The following is an 18,527-nucleotide window of genomic DNA, read 5'->3' as shown; positions in this document are numbered from 1 at the left end:
CGCTTATTTATATCGGAGCGAACTTCGAATAGAGTTTCTCGCGAAGTTGTCCTCTCAACGCAATCCTCTCCCCAGCGGGGAGAGGAGGAAAAGTGGGGATCAGGCGAAATTCTTCGCCGCGAAGTCCCAGTTCACCAGGTTCCAGAACGACTCCACGTACTTCGGACGCGCATTGCGGTAGTCGATGTAATAAGCATGTTCCCACACGTCGATGGTGAACAGTGGCTTGTCGCTGCCGGTGATCGGCGTGGCGGCGTTGGAGGTGTTCACGATGCCTAGCAAACCATCCGGACGCTGTACCAGCCAAGTCCAGCCAGAACCGAAGTTGCCGACAGCGGACTTGGTGAACTCTTCCTTGAACTTGTCGAAAGAACCAAAGGCTTTGTTGATCTCGTCGGCCAGCTTGCCGGTGGGGGCGTTGCTCTCGAGCGGTTTGCGCATCGAGTGCCAATAGAAGGTGTGGTTCCAGATCTGCGCCGCATTGTTGAACACGCCGCCGGATGACTTCTTGATAATGTCTTCCAGCGCGGCGCTTTCGAACTCGGTGCCCTTGATAAGGTTATTCAGGTTGGTCACATAGGACTGGTGGTGCTTGCCGTAGTGGAACTCCAGCGTCTCGGCTGAAATGTCCGGCTCCAGTGCGTTCTTTTCATAGGGCAGTGGAGGAAGTTCGATCGCCATGGGTCACTCCTGGGCGTTGGCTGAGGAAAGTGGTTTCAGAGCCCCGGATGGGACGCCGGGGCGGCTGGTACACTATTTATCTTGTTGCATTGTAGTGATGAATCGGAAGTTATGGACATCAACGAGCGAATCAAGGTGGTGCTCGCCGAGTACCCGATCGTGCTCTTCATGAAGGGCACGCCAGAGTTTCCGATGTGCGGCTTCTCCAAGCGCGCCGCACAGGCGCTGAAGGATGCCCATGCCATGTTCCATGTCGTGAACGTGCTGGCTGATCCGGAAATCCGTGCCGCATTGCCACACTACGCCAATTGGCCGACTTTTCCGCAGCTTTTCATCCAGGGTGAGTTGATCGGTGGTTGCGATATCGTGGAAGATTTGAAGGCCTCCGGTGAATTGGCGCGCATGGCCCATGATGTTGCGGGAGAAAGTCACGCATGAGCCTTCCGCTACAGCGTCTGCCTGAAACCTGGACACCTTCCAGCAAGGTGCTGGAGGAACGTGTGGTACTGGTCACCGGTGCCTACGGTGGCCTGGGTAGCGCAGTGGCGCGCGCCGCCGCACGAGCGGGTGCGACGGTGGTGATCACTGGCAAGCGCAAGCGTCGGCTTGAGCAGCTTTACGATGCGATGGTCAATGAAGGTTTGCCAGAGCCGGTGATTCATCCGCTGGATATGGAGTCGGCCACACCGCGCGATTACGAAGCATTGACCGAGGGTTTGCAGCGCGATCTTTGTCGATTGGATGGCATCGTGCATGCCGCGGCAAGCTTCGCGGGCCTAACGCCGATATCGATGTACAAGCCCGATGCCTGGCTGCGCGCCTTGCACGTCAATGTTTCGGCGCCATTTGCACTCACGCAGGCTTGCTTACCGCTGCTGACGAGTGCGCCGGATAGCGCGGCCGTGTTCGTACTCGACAATCCCGAACTGGTGCAGCGTGCGCATTGGGGTGCTTATGGCGTGTCAAAGGCTGCCTTGGAGCGCTTCGTTGCTATTCTGCACGAAGAGCACGACACGGGTGCGTTGCGCGTGCATGCCGTGCTGCCGGCACCGATGCGTACCATCTTGCGCCGCGCGGCGTATTTCGGTGAGGACACCCTGCAGCATCCGCTGCCAGACGCCACGGCCGAAGCGGTGATTTATCTCTTGAGCGAGCAGGCTGCCGTTGCGCGCGGTGCAGTGCTCGATTTGCGCGTGGCATGATGATGGCAGTGGGAATCGTGAATCGGGTGCGGGGAGAGGAACCATGGAAACGCAGATGACGACGTTGTCGGCAGCGATCCTACTGTTCCTGATCATGGATCCGCTCGGCAATATTCCGATCTTCCTGAGTCTGCTCAAGAGTGTGGCGCCCAAGCGTCGCCGCGCGGTGATGGTGCGTGAGCTGCTGATTGCATTAGCTGTACTGCTGGTATTTCTGATGGGCGGTCAGTTAATCCTCAGGCTGCTGCAGTTGCGACAGGAATCGATTAGCATCGCGGGCGGCATCGTGCTGTTTCTCATCGGCATTCGCATGGTATTTCCGCCGGCCGATGGCGGTGGCATTTTTGGCGGTTCCGGCGAGGGCGAGCCTTTTATCGTGCCAATGGCGATTCCCGGTGTGGCCGGTCCTTCCGCGATGGCGGCCCTATTGTTGCTGACCAATACCCAGCCGGGTCGCACCGCGGACTGGGCCATCGCCTTGCTGTGCGCGTGGCTGGCGACGGTGGTGATCCTGCTTAGCTCCACCTACCTGTTCCGTTGGCTCGGTGAAAGTGTGCTCACAGCACTGGAGCGGGTGATGGGTATGCTGTTGATTGCATTGTCGGTGCAAATGTTCCTGGGCGGTATCGCGGCGTATTTGCATCTGACGGTTTGAAGCCAACATTTTGTGCGCCCACTGGCTTGAACAAGCGCTTAAGAAATCGCCCGTATCCCATCGTGTATTCTCGCGATAGGGACAAGTTTGCCTGCGTAATTTCGCGCAGTTGTCACACTTGATCGGCAACATGCATCAAAACCAAGGGAGGCGGTCATGCTTCGCATTGAACAGACCCTTACCGAACGTCTGCCGTGGCTTGCGCAGCATCCGATGATCCGTCGGCCTGTTGCCGGCATGCTCGGTCGGCTTGCCGACGAAGCGGGTTTCAATCGCGTTCTTGATCGGCTTGCTGACACGTTGGGCTTCGACTTCGTCGAGAAGGTGCTCGATTTACTAGGGTGCAGCTATCACGTGCTGCAGCGCGAGCGGGAAAATATTCCCGTCGAAGGCGGCGTACTGATTGTCGCTAACCATCCACTCGGCATGCTCGATGCGATGGCATTGCTGCAATTGGTTGGCTCGGTGCGCCAGGATGTACGCATTATGGGCAACGATTGGTTGGCTGCCGTCCCGCAACTGGGGCCGTTGCTGTTACCGGTGGATGTTTTTGGTGGTGGTGCGGCGTCGCGCCTGCGTAATGTTTATCGTGCACTGGAACGTGGCGAAGCGCTGATTGTTTTCCCTGCGGGCGAAGTGTCACGCATGGGCCCGTCGGGTGTGCGCGATGGGCGTTGGACGGATGGTTTCGCCCGTCTGGCCATGCGTAGCAAGGTGCCAGTGCTGCCTATCCACGTTGCCGCCCGCAATTCGGCGATGTTCTATGGTTTGTCGATGCTGGCCAAACCGCTCAGCACCGCTATGTTGCCTCGTGAAGCCGTGGCGACCAACGTAAGCCGGATTGGTTTCAGCGTGGGTGCGCTGGTCAGTGCCGAGGAACTGGAAAAGCTCAGCGCGGGTTCGTCCCAGCGTGCGGCGAACCTGATGCGTCGTCATGTGTACCGCCTTGGACGCCGTCGCGGCCTGATCTTCGGTGGCCAAGTGCCGCTGGCGCATCCGGAGCCGGTCGAACGCGTGGCGATGGAACTGGCCCAGTGCGAAAAGCTCACCGATTTGCCCGATGGCAAACAACTGCTGGTGCTGCATGGATCGACCGATGGTGCCGCGTTGCGCGAAATCGGCCGCCTGCGCGAACTTACCTTTCGCAAGGTTGGCGAGGGCACCAATACTCGCCGCGACCTGGATGCCTACGACGCGCACTACGAGCACTTGGTGTTGTGGGATCCGAAAGCCCTGCGCATCGTTGGCTCGTATCGCCTGGGGCACGGCGGTCGACTGATCAACGAGCGTGGCATGGGCGGTCTCTACACTGCCAGCCTGTTCAATTATTCGCCAGCCCTGGAATCGCGACTGGCGCAGGGGCTTGAGCTAGGTCGCAGCTTTATCGCTCCGGCTTACTGGCGCTCGCGCGCGCTTGATCACCTGTGGCAAGGCATTGGTCTGTACCTGCAGCGCCATCCGGACCTGCGTTACCTGTTCGGCCCGGTCAGTATGTCGGTGAGCCTGCCACTTCAGGCCCGCGAGTGGATTGCCGCGGCGCATCAGCATTATTTCGGTGTGCCGGGACTGGCTTCGGCGCGTCAGCCTTTCAAGGTGTCGTCGGATGTACTCGAAGGCGTGCGTCGCGAATTAGAAGGTTTGGATCCTGCCAGTGGCCTGGGATGGCTCCGGAACCATCTGGATGCGCTGGGCGTCAGCCTACCGGTGCTGTATCGCCAGTACGTCGATCTGGTCGAGCCGGATGGCGTGCAATTCCTTGATTTTGGTGAGGATCCAGGGTTCTCTGGCTGCGTTGACGGCCTAGTGATGCTGGACCTTTCTCATCTCAAGCCGGCCAAGCGTACCCGCTATCTGGGCAAGAGTGCTTAAGTCCCGCCGCTGTATTCGCATAAAGACTGCCTATACCAAAGGTTTCATAGCATCAGTAGATGCGGAGACTCGCGAAACATCGGATGGGTGAACCTTCTCCCTCGGGGGGAGGGTGCTGGCAGGCGGGTGAGGGTTCGGACGAAGCGAGCGATTCAGTTCTCGCATAAGTTTTTGTTTTCGTGTGGAGTACGAGCCCGAGATCTTTTTGCGTCGATGAGTCATCACGTGCAGCAGCCCACAAGGGCCGGCTGATGTCGTGAGTCGTCAATGCTGTTCGAGTGGTACAAAAAGCGGTACCAGAGAAATATTGAAACTAACAATTCGGACTAAGGGGCTCGACATGAAACGAACGCATCTTTCCGCGGCGATTGCCGCGGCTTGTTGTATGTCAGTGGGTGTTGCGATGGCGCAGACCACCAGCAACGACCAAACTAACCAGGGCATTGCCAGTACCCAGCAGCGCGTCAACGCGTCCAGCACATCCAACACCACCACGTCCAATGCCACCCAGCGTGATGTGAAACAGATGTCGGAAGTGACCGTGCAGGCGCAATCGCTGTCGCTCGGCGGCGGATTGATGTCGGTGCAGACGGCCCCGAAGGCCGTGTCGACCATCACGCGTGACGCGATCGAAAAGGCCAGCCCCGGCAGCAACTTCACCCAGATGATCGGCTCCATCCCGGGCGTGAACGCCGCTACGGACGACGTCACCGGCCTGGCCAACGGCCACTACAGCATGCGTGGCTACGACTCGTCGGACATCGGCATGACGGTGAACGGCGCGCCGATCACCGACACCGGTAGTTACTCGGTGTATGCCACCGAATACGGTGACTCCGAGAACATGGGCGACATCACCGTGCTGCAGGGCATTCCGGATATCGACATGCCTGACTCGGGCGCCAGCGGCGGCCACATTGGCTGGGCGACCATCGATCCGTCGCACCAGGGTGGCGTGGATATAACCCAGAGCTTCGGCAGCAACGACTATCGCCGCACCTTCGTGCGCTTGAACACCGGCGACCTAGGTCCGGTGCGTTCGTGGATTTCGTTCTCCGACAACACCGCCGATATGTGGCGCGGCCAGGGCGACCTGCGCGTGACCAAGGTGGACGGCAAGTCGGTGTGGACCATCGACGACAACAATTCCATCAGTGCGTCGCTGCAATACAGTCGTCAGAGCAATCTTGAATATGCCGCGCTTTCCAAGGCGCAAGAGCAGCAGCTCGGCTACTTCTACAACTACAACAACGCCTGGATTCCACTGAACAACCTCAGGGGTCCGGCACTGAAGACCGCCGCGACCGCCGACGAAAACTATGGGGCGCTACACACCAATCCCTACAAGAGCTACATGTTCAGTATGGACGGCGAGTTCAAGCTGGCCGACAGCACGCATTTGTCGGTGATTCCGTACTTTTGGTACGGCAACGGCGGCGGTGGCGGTGGCGCTCTTGCACAGGAAAGCACCTCGTCGATCAGTCAGTACCTGTACTCGAACATCGACCTCAACGGTGACGGTCTGGTCACCAACAGTACGAAGAAGAATTTCTCGGGCGGTACCGTCTACTCGTATTCCTCCGCATTGAACTATCGCCCGGGCGTGATCATCAAGGCGAACACCGACCTTGGCATGGACAACAGCCTGGAATACGGCTTCTGGTACGAGCGTTCGCGCAAGAGCCAGACCGATACCTATGGCCGGGTGGATCCGCTCACTGGATCGGTTGACGACGTGTGGAGCAATTCCTCGTGGCTACTGTATCCCAGCGGTCTGCCGCAGCAGTACTACGACGAATACACCATCACGGAACTCAAGAAGGCGTTCATCACCGACAACTGGACGCCGAACGATTTCTGGACCTTCACGGCGGGCCTGGCTTACCTGTACGCGACGCGCACGGGCCTCGCTTATGACTATCCTGGTTCGACCACGGCGACAGCCACCCACTTCAACAACAATTGGCATCGCCTCCTGCCGACAGTTGGCGTGAAGTTCCAGTTGGACGAGAAGAACCAGTTCTACATCGGGAGCGGCAAGACCTTCCGTGTGCCAAGCAACACCGCGATCCTGCTTGACGCACTGGCTGGCGTGAACAACGGTCAGCCGGAAATGTCCTGGAACACCGATCTGGGCTACCGTTTCTATGGCGATACAATTTCGGCCAGCGCCGACGTCTACCACAGCAACTACTTCAACAAGCAGGAAGTGGGCTTCACCGCGCAGGGTAACGAGTACTACACCACCATCCCACATATGGACATGCGTGGTTTCAACGGCGAACTGAGTTGGATGTTCTTGCCGAACTGGACCGTGTACAGCTCCTACACTTACACGCAGGCGAAGATTCGCGGCAACCTCGACGGCGGCCTGGGGGACGCCTACGATGGCGGCAATGGCGTGTATCCGACTGACGGCAGGAACATGCCTGATACGCCGCGCAACATCGGCAACATCAGCCTGGGTTACGACGACTCGCGCATCTGGGCGACATTGAACGGCCGCGTTACCAGCTCGCTCTACGGCGACTATGCGAACACCGAAAGCGTAGGCGGCTTCACCACTTTCAACTTCAGCGCCGGTTACCGCTTTGGCGACTGGGGCTGGTTGAAGAAGCCGTACATCAAGCTCAACGTCACCAATCTGACCAACCGCGAAGCGTTCTCGTACGTGTATTCGGCCACGCTGCTGTCCAAGTCGCCGACAGCGGCAGCACTGTCCCAGTACCTATACGCTTCGGCACCGACCTACGGCCTGCTGCAGCCGCGTGCCTACGTGGTTACCTTCGGTACGACGTTCCAGTAATTTAGGAGTTTTGAATGAATGACACGCAGATCGACAAGTCCGGTAAACCCGCCACGGTAAGTGCGCGCATTTCGCCCGCTGGCGGCCTGGACATCCTTTCCCGCAACGAGGTGGCACGTCTGCGCGATGCCAGTGGCTCGGGCTTGCATAGCCTGCTGCGGCGCTGCGCATTGGCAACGCTGACTTCGGGCGATATCAGCGACGACCCGCGCGGCATGTTCGAGCAGTATCCGAATTTCGACATCCAGGTGCTGCAACAGGATCGCGGCATCAAGATCGAACTCTCGCATGCGCCGGCCAAGGCATTCGTGGATGGCCATATCATCCGCGGTATCAACGAATTGCTGGTCGCCGTGGTGCGCGACATCACCTATGTGTCTACCCAGCTTGAGCAGGGCAATTTCGATCTGGACGATGCGTCTGGCATCACGCATGCCGTGTTCGAGATCCTGCGCAACGCGCGCATCCTCAAACCTCAAATTGATCCCAACCTAGCCGTGTGCTGGGGCGGCCATTCGATCTCGCGTGACGAATACGAATACACCAAGCTAGTCGGCTACCAGCTTGGTTTGCGCGACCTGGATATCTGCACTGGCTGCGGTCCAGGCGCCATGAAAGGTCCGATGAAGGGCGCCACCATCGCGCATGCCAAGCAGCGTCGCCACAAGAACCGCTACATCGGCATCACCGAGCCGGGCATCATCGCGGCCGAGTCGCCCAATCCTATCGTGAACCAGCTTGTGATCATGCCGGATATCGAAAAGCGCCTGGAAGCCTTCGTGCGCATGGGGCACGGCATCATCGTGTTCCCGGGCGGCGTCGGCACGGCCGAAGAAATTCTTTATCTGCTTGGTATCCTGCTGCACCCGGACAATGCTGGTATTCCATTCCCGCTGATTTTTACCGGGCCAAAGCAATCGGCAGCGTACTTCAAGCAGATCGATACGTTTCTGCGGTTGGCGCTGGGCGACGATGTCGCGCAGTACTATAAAATTATCGTCGACGATCCGATCGCCGTGTCCCACGCGATGGTGCGCGGCATTGAGAAAGTTCGCCACCATCGGCTGGACAACAAGGACGCATTCTTCTTCAACTGGTCCCTGAACATCCCGCTGACCTTCCAGCAACCCTTCGCACCCACGCATGAAACCATGCGCGCCCTGGCCATTCACCGCAATCGTCCGCGGCACGAACTGGCTGCGGATCTGCGCCGTGCCTTCTCGGGCATCGTGGCCGGCAACGTCAAGGACGAGGGCGTACGCGCCATCGAAAAGCAGGGCCCGTTCGAGATCAACGGCGAAACTGAAATCATGCAAGCGCTGGATCACCTCCTGCAGGCTTTCGTGCAGCAACACCGCATGAAGCTGCCTGGCGGCACCGTGTACGTCCCGTGCTACCGCGTGCTGACCGCCTGAAAGATTCATTGAGAATCAGGCCCATGGCTTGACAGCCACGAGCTCCATTGCCCAAACTATGTAGCTCCCCGCCCGAATAGCTCAGCCGGTTAGAGCACTTGACTGTTAATCAGGGGGTCGTTGGTTCGAGTCCAACTTCGGGCGCCAGATACTGCAAGGGCTGCGAGTGATCGCAGCCCTTTGCTTTTGGTGCGCCAGGCATGGCGCGTAGTGCCGTGCCTGGCCTGTTTGTCTCGCTGTGGTGGCGAGAGGAGCGATTAACCGGTGAAAGTCCGGAACCTGCCCGGCAAGAGGAAGGGTCTAGCCGAACAGCAAGGGAATCCTCCGCGAGGGGGCGCCTGAAGGAAGCTGCAGGCAACATGCGGGTCCGACGAACAGGAAACGGATAGAGGCGGCGTAGCGGGGTGGGGCAGTCCAAAAGGCCAAAGCCCAAAACTTGCACGGAACTACGATGCGCTGCCACTGGGCAGCGACGCTGGGGTCAGATGACGGCACTGCATGATATCGGCATCTTGCGTGCGCTTGTCGCCGCCACATAGCAAGATGATCAGCGTGTTGCCGCAGTGCTTGAAATAAACGCGGTAACCCGCGCCGTAGTCGATGCGTAGTTCGCTGACGCCTTCGCCTACTGTCTTCACGTCGCCGGCCAGGCCATGGGCCAGGCGTGCGCCTAGATGGCTTGCAGGTGGCGTGATGGATTACGTATCGACCACATCGGCGATCGATATCTACAGGCTGCCGCCGCCGGATGTGGTGGAGGGGCTGGATTACGAGACAATTCGCGAGCAATACATCTCGGGTAGAGGTTCGGTATATTTCGCACCACCTCACATAGCGAACGTCCTTTTCGCACCATGAACCGTTGGAAAGCTGCCGGCATCCATTTGTCGATCAGTGCCGTGCTGGTCGTGCTGATGGGGGCGTTGATCTATTTTCTCTGGTTTCCCTCACCCTATTTCCGCGCCGCCGGAGCCAACCGTCTGATCCTGCTGTTGATGGGGATCGATGTCTGCATAGGTCCGCTGCTGACGCTGGTGGTGGTCAATCGCCATAAGCCGCGCAAATGGCTGCGGTTGGATCTGACCATCATCGCTGTGTTGCAGACCATCGCCTTCGGTTATGGCGTATACGTCATAACCGATGCGCGGCCAGTGTTTATCGTTGCCGAAGTCGATCGATTGGTGATGGTGTCGGCGCAGGAACTCAGCGATGCTGATTTGGCCAAGGGCGACCGCCCTGAATTTCGCAAACGTTCATTGACGGGGCCGGTACTGGTAGGCGCACTTCCGCCCAAGGGGGATTCATCGGGAGATTTCGTGCTGCAGGTGATGGCGACGGGCAAAGATATTGATCGGCTGCCCCAATATTATGTGCCTTATGATCAGGCGATAGGCGCCGTCATGAAGCGCGCCAAGCCATTGGCGTCACTCAAGCGCGCAACCGATTCGCAGCGGGCGTACCTCGATCGTCTACAAGCGGCGTTACCTTCGCAGCCACTGGAAGTGCTGCCGCTCCAGCACGGCGACAATGATTATTCGGCGATTATTTCGCCCTCGAGCAAACGCCCGATCGCCGTACTGTCCATCGATCCTTGGAAATAATAGGCGGGTATGGGAAAAAAGCCCGTGCTGACGCGGGCTTTGTCATCTGGCCCATGCAAATCATGGCGCGCCGCTCCTTTAATCAGGGCCGTGGCCCTGACGTTCAGCAGCCAGACCGGTAAACTCCCAGCTTTGATCGCTGTCGGCTACGCTATGTCGCAACCCTTCGTCGTGCAATTCAACCCGGTCGCCCTGCATCTGGGGCCGGTCCAGATCCATTGGTACGGGCTGATGTACCTGCTTAGCTTCCTAGGTGCATGGATGCTGGGTGAATACCGCCGCAAGCACGGCCGCTTGCCGGTAAGCCGGGAAGCCTTTGGCGACCTGGCGTTCTACGCCATGATGGGGGTGATCCTGGGCGGGCGTATCTGGTACATGTTGTTCTATTACGCTGGTGGCATCCGCTGGATCTGGACCGAGCCGTTGGCTTTGTTCCGCGTATGGGATGGCGGCATGAGCTTTCACGGTGGTCTGTTGGGCGTGCTGGTGGCGGGGTTGTGGTGGTCGCGCCGACACGCACTGCATTTCTTCGATACGGTGGATTTTCTCGCGCCGGTGGTGCCGGTTGGCCTGGGGCTGGGGCGGTTCGGCAATTTCATCAACGGCGAGCTGTGGGGCAAGCCTGGGTTGATGCCGTGGGCCATGATCTTTCCCAACGCGCATGATGAAGATGCCGCACTGGCTGCCAGCAACCCGGGTCTGACTCAACTCATGCAGCAATACGGCGGTCTGCCGCGTCATCCCTCGCAGCTCTATGAAATGGTGCTGGAAGGCGTGGTGATGTTCGCTGTGCTGTGGCTGGCCTCGATGAAGCCACGCCCGCGCTACTTGATCTCGGGCTTGTTCGCGCTGATGTACGGTTGTTTCCGCTTTGCGGTGGAATTCGTGCGCGTGCCCGATGCACAACTTGGCTACCTGGCGTTCGGCTGGGTGACGATGGGGCAGCTTCAATCGTTACCCTTGATCATCGTCGGCTTGCTGCTGATCGGGATGTCACGCCGCGCGCCGACTCTGGCATTGGCCAGGGCAGACTCCAGCCAGAGCGCGTAAACTTCCGTCCATGCACGCCTATCTCGACCTGCTTCGCCACGTGCTGGAGCACGGCACGCAAAAAAACGATCGCACCGGCACCGGCACGAGTAGCGTGTTCGGCTGGCAGATGCGTTTCGATCTCAACGAAGGATTCCCGCTGGTTACCACCAAGAAGCTGCATTTGAAATCGATCGTGCATGAGCTGATCTGGTTCCTGCAGGGCGATACCAATATCGGTTACCTGCAGGAAAACGGTGTCAGCATCTGGGACGAGTGGGCCGATGAACACGGTGACCTCGGTCCGGTCTACGGCAAGCAATGGCGCGCTTGGCCGACCTCCGATGGCCGCATTGTGGACCAGATCAGCTGGGTGGTCGAAGAAATCAAGCGCAATCCCGATTCGCGCCGCTTGATTGTCAGCGCATGGAATGTCGGTGAGCTGTCGAAGATGGCGCTGATGCCGTGCCATGCACTGTTCCAGTTCTACGTGGCAGACGGGAAGTTGAGCTGCCAGCTCTATCAGCGCTCGGGCGATATCTTCCTTGGTGTGCCGTTCAATATCGCCAGCTATGCGCTGCTTACGCACATGATCGCGCAGGTGTGCGGATGGGGGGTCGGCGATTTCGTGTACACGCTGGGCGATGCGCATCTGTACAACAATCATCTGGAGCAGGCGCGCCTGCAACTGACGCGCGAACCGCGGCCTTTGCCGCGATTGAAGCTCAATCCGCATGTCACGTCGATTTTCGAATTCCGTTTTGAAGACGTGATGATCGAGGATTATCACCCGCATGCGGCGATCAAGGCACCGGTGGCCGTATAACGAACCCGATGCAATCGCTGTGCTGTGTGACGGTCGAACCAGTACAGGCCAAGATCCAACCCACATTCACCATGCCAGCCTCCCTATCGAAACGATATAATGGCTAGCCATCGTGGCCGGGTACCTCTACGGCTGCATATGCCATTCGATCACTGCCACCCTTCCCGGAGCTTCCATGGCCATTTCGTTGATTGCCGCCCTCGACGAGAATTTTGCAATCGGTCGCAAAGGCCAGCTCCCCTGGCATCTGCCGGATGATTTGCGCTGGTTCAAGCAGTTGACAGTCGGCAAGTACGTGCTTATGGGTTACAACACAGCTATTTCGATCGGTCGTGCGTTGCCAGATCGCGCAAATCTGGTGCTGTCCAAGCGCCACGAGGCACCGTTCCCAGGCCAAGTTACCGTGCGTTCCATTGAAGAAGCCCAGGCCCGTTCCAACGGTACCGGCTTGATGGTGATCGGCGGCGGCAAGGTGTTCCACGATGCGCTGCCGATGGCGCAGCGTCTGTATCTCACCTGGGTGAGCGCTGCCGTGGAGGGCGCCGATGCGTTCTTCCCCGGCATCCATTTCAGCGATTGGACCGAAGTGAAGCGCACGCACCACAAGAAGGACAGCGATCACAGCTACGACTTCGACATGGTCGAGTACATCCGTAATCACTGATCGTTTCCTGTGAACGATCGCGCTGGCGCACCGATACACGTCATGGCTGGCGTGCTGCGCGGTGCGCATGCGCAGGGGAGGGTGCTTTTGGCACAACGTCCTGAAGGCAAGCATCTCGCTGGATTATGGGAATTTCCCGGCGGCAAGCTTGAACCAGGCGAGTCACCGCAACATGCGCTGGCGCGCGAATTGCACGAAGAGTTGGGCATTCATATCGATCCTGCCGATGGTGCGCCACTGATCCGCGTGCCATGGCGTTACGGCGAGCGTGGCTTGTTGCTCGATGCCTGGCAGTTTACGCGTTGGCAAGGCACGCCGGTCTCGCTGGAAGGACAGGTGTTGCAATGGATGCGGCCCTCGGACATCACTCCGAACTTGCTGGCACCTGCCGATCGTCCCATTTTGCAGGCGTTGCGGCTGCCTTCGATCTATGTCATCACACCCGCAGATGTCACGCCGGATCAGGCTGAGCTTTGGTACACGCGCATAAGCGCGGCTATGGAGCAAGGCGCGGGTTTGATCCAGTTGCGGTTTCCGCTGTGGACGGCGGGGCAGGTGCGTGATCTGGCTGTTCGGTTGCAACCACAAGCCATGCGTTGCGGCGTTTCTTTGCTGCTCAATGAAGATATCGATGGGGCGCGCGAACTGGGCGCAGGCATAGGTGTGCACCTGAAATCGTCGCAGCTTGTTTTGCTGGACGAGCGGCCATTGCCATGGACGCAGCTTGTCGGCTGTAGTTGCCATGGTGCCGATGCGTTGCGCCAGGCGGGGCACATCAGCGCGGATTTCGCCACGCTCTCGCCGGTGGTTCCGACCCGCAGCCATCCGGATGTACCTGCATTGGGTTGGTCAGCCTTCCAGCTTTTGGCTGAAGCCGCCGCACTACCGGTCTACGCGCTGGGCGGTACCACACCCGAACAGGTGGGTCTGGCGCGCGAGTGTGCGGGTCAAGGCGTGGCTGGAATCGGTGCTTTCTGGTGACGCGCTTGCCCGTTGACACAAGCAGCAGTAGCGTGACTCCATGCGCATCATCTATCGAGCCCAGAACCTGATCGACGCCCATCTGGTGAAGGATGCGCTGGAGAGCGCAGAGATACCTGCTTTCATCTCCGGCGAATACCTCACTGGTGGTGTCGGGCAGTTGCCGGCAATGGATTACATTGCCGTGCTGGTGCCCGAATCGAGTGTCGCTGCTGCCGAGCCGATCGTGCGCGAGATCGATCGCGCCCTGGCCGAGGCCAGGGAAGTGCTGCAAGAGCAGGACGACGACACCGACACCTTGATGCCCGTGCCGGGTTAAGGGCGGTTATTTGCGCTGACAGGTATTCTGTCGGGGGCGCTGCGGCCACGACGGCGCGCAGTCGAAGCATTGATGGGAGTGCATGCATGACATCGTTTGAAAGCCTGATCCGCGCGGTACCGGATTTCCCCAAGCCGGGCGTGGTCTTCCGTGATATCACGCCCTTGCTGGCCGACGGGACTGCCTTCGCGCGCTGCATCGACGCCATGGTCGAGCCTTGGCAGGGCGGCAACGTGCAGGCTGTATGCGGCGTGGAATCGCGCGGCTTCATCTTCGCCGCCGCGATGGCACAGAAGCTGAGCGCCGGATTCATTCCGCTACGCAAGCCGGGCAAACTGCCGCCGCCGGTGATGCATGCGGAATATCAGCTTGAATACGGCACCGATCGCCTTGAAGCCCGTGAAGGTACCGTGCGCCAGGGCGAGCGTGTGCTGCTAGTGGACGACGTACTGGCCACAGGGGGAACCCTGGGTGCGGCGCGCAACCTGCTCGGGCAGCTTGGGGCGAAGTTGGTCGGCGCTGCTGTGGTGATCGAGCTGCTGGCGCTGCAGGGCAGAACGCTTTGGCCGGACAACATTCCGTTACATACTGTGTTGCATTACTGATACCCAGCCAGTTGGAGGAGATGTGGTCATGCTTGGCATCGGCGCCTGGAAACAACGCATGCCTCATCCGGAAGATGCCTTACCCGGACGCGAGCAGTCGCTGGCGCACGCTGATCACCACCACGTCCACGGTCGCGCGTTGCAGCAGGAAGCTTTTCCGGGCAGCGAGAGTGTGTTGTTCGGCATGGGCTGTTTCTGGGGCGCCGAGCGCAAGTTCTGGAACTTGTCCGGCGTGCTGACGACGGCAGTGGGGTATGCGGGTGGCTATACGCCTAATCCGACCTATCGCGAAGTGTGCTCGGGCATGACCGGTCACGCTGAAGTAGTGCAGGTGGTCTATGACCCTGCGAAGATCGCGTTCGACACCTTGCTGAAAACGTTCTGGGAAAGCCATGATCCCACCCAGGGGATGCGCCAGGGCAACGATACAGGCACGCAATACCGTTCGGCCATCTATACGTCCCATATTGCGCAACTTGATATCGCGCAGGCATCGGCGAAGCGCTTCCAGGCGGAACTGGGGCATGCAGGCTACGGCACCATCACCACAGAGATCGCCATGGCCGGGCCATTCTACTTTGCCGAGAACGAACATCAGCAGTATCTGTCGAAGCATCCGGATGGCTACTGCGGACTGGGAGGCACGGGTGTGGCTTGCCCGATCGGGCTTGTTGTGGCGTCCTGAAACGTGTGTGCTTTGCTCCCTTCCCCCTTCGGGGAGAAGGAGCAAAGCGTGTGTCAGGCGAGGCGTCGGCGCTTGCGGGTACTGGCAGCCGCCGAGCTGTGTGGATCAAGCAGATCCCGCGGCAGGCTTTTGAATACTTCCGCCAGTTGTTTGAGGAAGCCCCCCATCGCCGAGCTCTTGCGCCACACCACGGCGATCTTGCGGCTGGGCGGATGGCCACTGAACTCGACCAGTTGCAGATTCGGTGCTTGCGCCACCGGCGGTTTTACCGCGAGTGTCGGCAGCAAGGTAATGCCCACGTTGGCGGCAACCATCTGACGCAGCGTTTCCAGGCTGGTCGCGCGAAAACCGCTCTTTTCGCCCGCGCCGGACATGTGGCAAACCTCAAGCGCTTGGTCGCGCAGGCAATGCCCATCTTCGAGCAACAACAAATTCTGGTCGGAAAGATCGTTGAGCTTCAATTGCGGACGTTTGGCCAAGGGGTGCGATTGCGGCACGGCCAGCAGGAATGGTTCCTCGAACAGGAATTCCGTATGCAGGCTTTCTTCGTGGATCGGTAGCGCCAGGATGCCGGCGTCCAGCTTGCCCTCGCGCAGACGGTGCAATAGCACCTCGGTTTTTTCCTCGACCAGCAGCAATTCCAGGCGCGGGAAGCGATGGCTCACCATGGGTACGACATGGGGTAGGAGATACGGCCCGAGCGTCGGGAATATGCCCAGGCGCACCGTGCCCGATTCCGGGTCTAGCGTGCGACGGGCAATCCCCTTGATCTGCTCGATGTCATGGAGTACCTCGCGGGCGCGATGGGCGATCTCGCGACCCACATCGGTCAGCAGCACTTTGCGCGGCGTGCGCTCTACCAGTACCACGCCCAGTTCATTCTCCAGTTTCTTGATTTGGGTGGAGAGCGTGGGCTGGCTGACGAAACAGGCTTCCGCTGCGCGGCCGAAATGGCGGTGCTCGGCCAGGGAAACCAGGTAGTGCAGGTCGCGCAGGTTCATTTACCAGCCAAATAGGGGGTATCTATGAATTGACATGGTATGGATTGATTTTGGCAATGCAAGTGATAGGTGGCTGCTGTGTGGTCCGCCCCCAAAAAAAACCCCAGCAAAATACCGGGGTTTTCTTGCAGCATCGACTCGGATTAAGGGCTGTTGTAATCGGCTAGCACCGAAATATTGCTGAAGACACTGCCCTGCTGCGGAGCCACGCGAAGATAGTACGTGCTGGCCTGCGGTGATGGGATGACCACGGCTTCGCTGGTGCCCGGTTTCACCGAGCTGAAGTCGGCATCGCTGCCGTCCATCGCTGGAGCACTGCCGGCTTTCACGTACAAGGCAACATTACCCGAACCACCAAGCGTACGGAGATTCAAGGTGGTAGCGCCTGCCGGCACTGCAATTGAGTACAGGATGCTACCGCTCGTAGCGCCCTGACCAGATAGCAACGTGCCTTTGGTCAGCGGAATGGCTTGTTCACCACCACCGTTATCATCGTGGACCGCCAGGTTGACGGCAGCATAGGCGTCGACGATGCCCGCACCGATCGGATGATCTTCTGTCACCGGGAACGGGCGCGCGGAGTTCACGAGCACGTCGGTGATTTGAGCCGGGGTCAGTGCTGGCAAGCCCGAAGCGTTCACGGCGCCGACAACCATGGCCACGGTACCCGTCACTTGTGGGGTAGCCTGAGAGGTACCCGCCATACCGCCGTAGGCCTGTACGGAATCGGCTGGATAGTCCGGCGTGGTCTTGCCCAAATTGATGGCCTGCCAGATGAAGCCGTCTGTCACTTGCTCACCCGAAGAAGCATCGTTGGCATACACGCCACCACCCGGCGCCGAGATCGTGATGCCCCTGCCATAGTTGGAGTAGAACGCACGCTTGCCGGTGACGCCGTTCGATGCTACCGCAATGACGCCGGGACAACTTGCGGGGGTAGCGGTGGAAACGTCGGCGGAACTATTCCCCGCAGCAACCACCACTGTGGTGCCGCGGCTAAGGGCATCCTGGATGGCTTGGTATTCCGGATCACTCGCGGTACACACGCCACTTCCACCCAAGCTCATATTGATGACTTGTGCAACATGGGTGTTATCAGGCACGCCATCCACGTGACCGCCCGATGCCCATTCGATGGCGTCGGAAATGTCGGAAGCGTAGCCGCCGCAGTGGCCAAGCACACGAATCGGCAAGACCTTGGCGTTGTAAGCGATGCCAGCCATGCCGACGCCATTATCGGTGAGTTCACCGATCACGCCTGCCACGTTGGTGCCATGCCAACTGCTGCCTTCAGCGGGTGAGCCTATGCCGCACTGGTTTGCTTCGGTCCAGTCGCCCTCGTCCCAGCCACCTGCTACTCGGCCATCAGTGGTACGACCTGAGACCTCATGGTCGTAAATAAAGTCATAACCCGCATTACCCAACGACGTATCCAGGTCGGGGTGTTCGGTAATACCGGTGTCGATCACCGCCACCGTCACGCCCGTGCCATCGGCGATGTTCCACGCATTGTTGACGTTAGCGCCACCGGTCGCGTTGGAGAAGTTCCACTGATACTGTGCGTAATACGGGTCGTTCGGCGTGACTGGCGTTGGCGTGTCACTGGGCTTTGACATTGTGTTTGGAGCCGCAATATCCCGGACGGCATACATCTTGCGATCGGGTTGAACGTGGGCAACGGCTGGATCGGATGTCAGTTGTACCATCAGGGCATTGGCCTCGCTCTGACTTAGCTTGCGCGAGGTGCGGATGAGATCGGAGCCCACGGCAAGCTTGCGCTGATGGGTCACCGAAATAGCCAATGTCGACGTGTTGTTTGAGGACTTGGTTGCAGCATTCAGACCAGCACGCGCAATAGCTGTATTCACGGTCTGCACGGCCGCCGCACTGTCGTTGCGCTGAGTCGAGCCCGCTTTATACGTGACGATGAAGCGGTCATACGTCTGGTCAGCTTGGCTTGCGCCAATGTAATGAGCAGACAACGAAGGTGCGTTTGAGGCATGAAGCGCCGGGACAGCCACAATCAGTACGGCCGTCATGACGCTAAGGCGAAGAGGAGCAAATGACTTCATGCATAGTTCCTTGAAGTAGAGCCGGGGCATCCCGCACCCCGAGTTGAAGTGACGAATGACGCAAACCATTGGTTCTCGCCAGTCGCATGACGTCGGAAGAAGCGCCCTTCCCCTGA

17 protein-coding genes, 1 tRNA gene and 1 pseudogene are annotated in these 18,527 nt (G+C 59.2%); 15 read left to right on the top strand and 4 right to left on the bottom strand.

Annotated elements, in window-relative coordinates; translation table 11 throughout:
- Positions 1 to 99: 99 nt before the first annotated feature.
- Entirely contained in the window at positions 100 to 681 is a 582-nt protein-coding gene (locus EO087_RS04715; protein WP_128897858.1) for a Fe-Mn family superoxide dismutase, read from the bottom strand.
- A 111-nt stretch (positions 682 to 792) separates the two neighbouring features.
- Here EO087_RS04715 and grxD point away from each other — a divergent pair, with 111 nt between their 5' ends.
- The 7 genes from grxD (at position 793) to EO087_RS04680 (ending at position 8,775) form a co-directional block, all read left to right on the top strand.
- Positions 793 to 1,119: a Grx4 family monothiol glutaredoxin gene (gene grxD / locus EO087_RS04710; RefSeq protein WP_128897857.1), complete on the top strand. Its 327-nt coding sequence runs from the start codon at positions 793 to 795 to the stop codon at positions 1,117 to 1,119.
- Positions 1,116 to 1,883 carry an SDR family NAD(P)-dependent oxidoreductase gene (locus tag EO087_RS04705; RefSeq protein WP_128897856.1) on the top strand — a complete coding sequence of 256 codons (768 nt, stop codon included), beginning with the start codon at positions 1,116 to 1,118 and terminating at the stop codon, positions 1,881 to 1,883. Before grxD ends, EO087_RS04705 begins: the two co-directional genes overlap by 4 nt.
- Positions 1,884 to 1,938: 55 nt before the next feature.
- Positions 1,939 to 2,538 (top strand): YhgN family NAAT transporter, encoded by a 600-nt coding sequence (locus EO087_RS04700; RefSeq protein ID WP_128899810.1) that lies wholly within the window; start codon positions 1,939 to 1,941, stop codon positions 2,536 to 2,538.
- A 156-nt stretch (positions 2,539 to 2,694) separates the two neighbouring features.
- Entirely contained in the window at positions 2,695 to 4,407 is a 1,713-nt protein-coding gene (locus tag EO087_RS04695) for a lysophospholipid acyltransferase family protein (RefSeq protein WP_128897855.1), read from the top strand.
- Between the two features lie 340 nt (positions 4,408 to 4,747).
- Positions 4,748 to 7,213, top strand: a complete 2,466-nt coding sequence (locus tag EO087_RS04690) for a TonB-dependent receptor (protein ID WP_128897854.1) — start codon at positions 4,748 to 4,750, stop codon at positions 7,211 to 7,213.
- A gap of 14 nt (positions 7,214 to 7,227) precedes the next feature.
- The gene (gene ppnN / locus EO087_RS04685; protein WP_128897853.1) at positions 7,228 to 8,628 is read left to right on the top strand and encodes a nucleotide 5'-monophosphate nucleosidase PpnN; all 1,401 of its coding nucleotides are present in this window, start codon (positions 7,228 to 7,230) and stop codon (positions 8,626 to 8,628) included.
- A 70-nt stretch (positions 8,629 to 8,698) separates the two neighbouring features.
- A tRNA-Asn gene (locus tag EO087_RS04680) sits at positions 8,699 to 8,775 on the top strand.
- 299 nt (positions 8,776 to 9,074) lie between these two features.
- Here EO087_RS04680 and EO087_RS04670 read toward each other — a convergent pair.
- Positions 9,075 to 9,293 (bottom strand): annotated as a pseudogene (locus EO087_RS04670) (type II toxin-antitoxin system RelE/ParE family toxin); the annotation flags it as partial.
- A 189-nt stretch (positions 9,294 to 9,482) separates the two neighbouring features.
- On the opposite strand from EO087_RS04670, the gene tfpZ reads away from it, so the two are divergent.
- The 8 genes from tfpZ (at position 9,483) to msrA (ending at position 15,338) form a co-directional block, all read left to right on the top strand.
- Complete coding sequence (gene tfpZ, locus EO087_RS04665) at positions 9,483 to 10,229, top strand: TfpX/TfpZ family type IV pilin accessory protein (RefSeq protein WP_128897850.1); 747 nt, start codon at positions 9,483 to 9,485, stop codon at positions 10,227 to 10,229.
- A 153-nt stretch (positions 10,230 to 10,382) separates the two neighbouring features.
- Positions 10,383 to 11,279, top strand: a complete 897-nt coding sequence (gene lgt / locus EO087_RS04660) for a prolipoprotein diacylglyceryl transferase (protein ID WP_128899809.1) — start codon at positions 10,383 to 10,385, stop codon at positions 11,277 to 11,279.
- A 10-nt stretch (positions 11,280 to 11,289) separates the two neighbouring features.
- Complete coding sequence (locus tag EO087_RS04655; RefSeq protein ID WP_128897849.1) at positions 11,290 to 12,084, top strand: thymidylate synthase; 795 nt, start codon at positions 11,290 to 11,292, stop codon at positions 12,082 to 12,084.
- A 175-nt stretch (positions 12,085 to 12,259) separates the two neighbouring features.
- Positions 12,260 to 12,748, top strand: a complete 489-nt coding sequence (locus EO087_RS04650) for a dihydrofolate reductase (protein ID WP_128897848.1) — start codon at positions 12,260 to 12,262, stop codon at positions 12,746 to 12,748.
- 9 nt (positions 12,749 to 12,757) lie between these two features.
- Positions 12,758 to 13,729, top strand: a complete 972-nt coding sequence (locus EO087_RS04645) for a Nudix family hydrolase (RefSeq protein WP_304988490.1) — start codon at positions 12,758 to 12,760, stop codon at positions 13,727 to 13,729.
- A gap of 40 nt (positions 13,730 to 13,769) precedes the next feature.
- A complete protein-coding gene (locus tag EO087_RS04640; protein ID WP_128897847.1) occupies positions 13,770 to 14,048 on the top strand; it encodes a DUF2007 domain-containing protein in 279 nt (92 codons plus the stop codon).
- Between the two features lie 86 nt (positions 14,049 to 14,134).
- Positions 14,135 to 14,653: an adenine phosphoribosyltransferase gene (locus EO087_RS04635; protein ID WP_128897846.1), complete on the top strand. Its 519-nt coding sequence runs from the start codon at positions 14,135 to 14,137 to the stop codon at positions 14,651 to 14,653.
- A 28-nt stretch (positions 14,654 to 14,681) separates the two neighbouring features.
- A complete protein-coding gene (gene msrA / locus EO087_RS04630) occupies positions 14,682 to 15,338 on the top strand; it encodes a peptide-methionine (S)-S-oxide reductase MsrA (protein WP_128897845.1) in 657 nt (218 codons plus the stop codon).
- A gap of 53 nt (positions 15,339 to 15,391) precedes the next feature.
- On the opposite strand, the gene oxyR is transcribed toward msrA, so the two are convergent.
- Together oxyR and EO087_RS04620 are read right to left on the bottom strand one after the other, a co-directional pair.
- On the bottom strand, positions 15,392 to 16,339 hold the full coding sequence (gene oxyR / locus EO087_RS04625; protein ID WP_128897844.1) for a DNA-binding transcriptional regulator OxyR: 948 nt from the start codon (positions 16,337 to 16,339) through the stop codon (positions 15,392 to 15,394).
- 143 nt (positions 16,340 to 16,482) lie between these two features.
- Complete coding sequence (locus tag EO087_RS04620; protein WP_164931765.1) at positions 16,483 to 18,411, bottom strand: S8 family serine peptidase; 1,929 nt, start codon at positions 18,409 to 18,411, stop codon at positions 16,483 to 16,485.
- Positions 18,412 to 18,527 lie beyond the last annotated feature (116 nt).

Origin of the sequence: Dyella sp. M7H15-1 (assembly GCF_004114615.1) — a bacterium.
Lineage (GTDB): Bacteria > Pseudomonadota > Gammaproteobacteria > Xanthomonadales > Rhodanobacteraceae > Dyella_B.
This window is presented reverse-complemented; position numbering and strand designations above follow the sequence as displayed.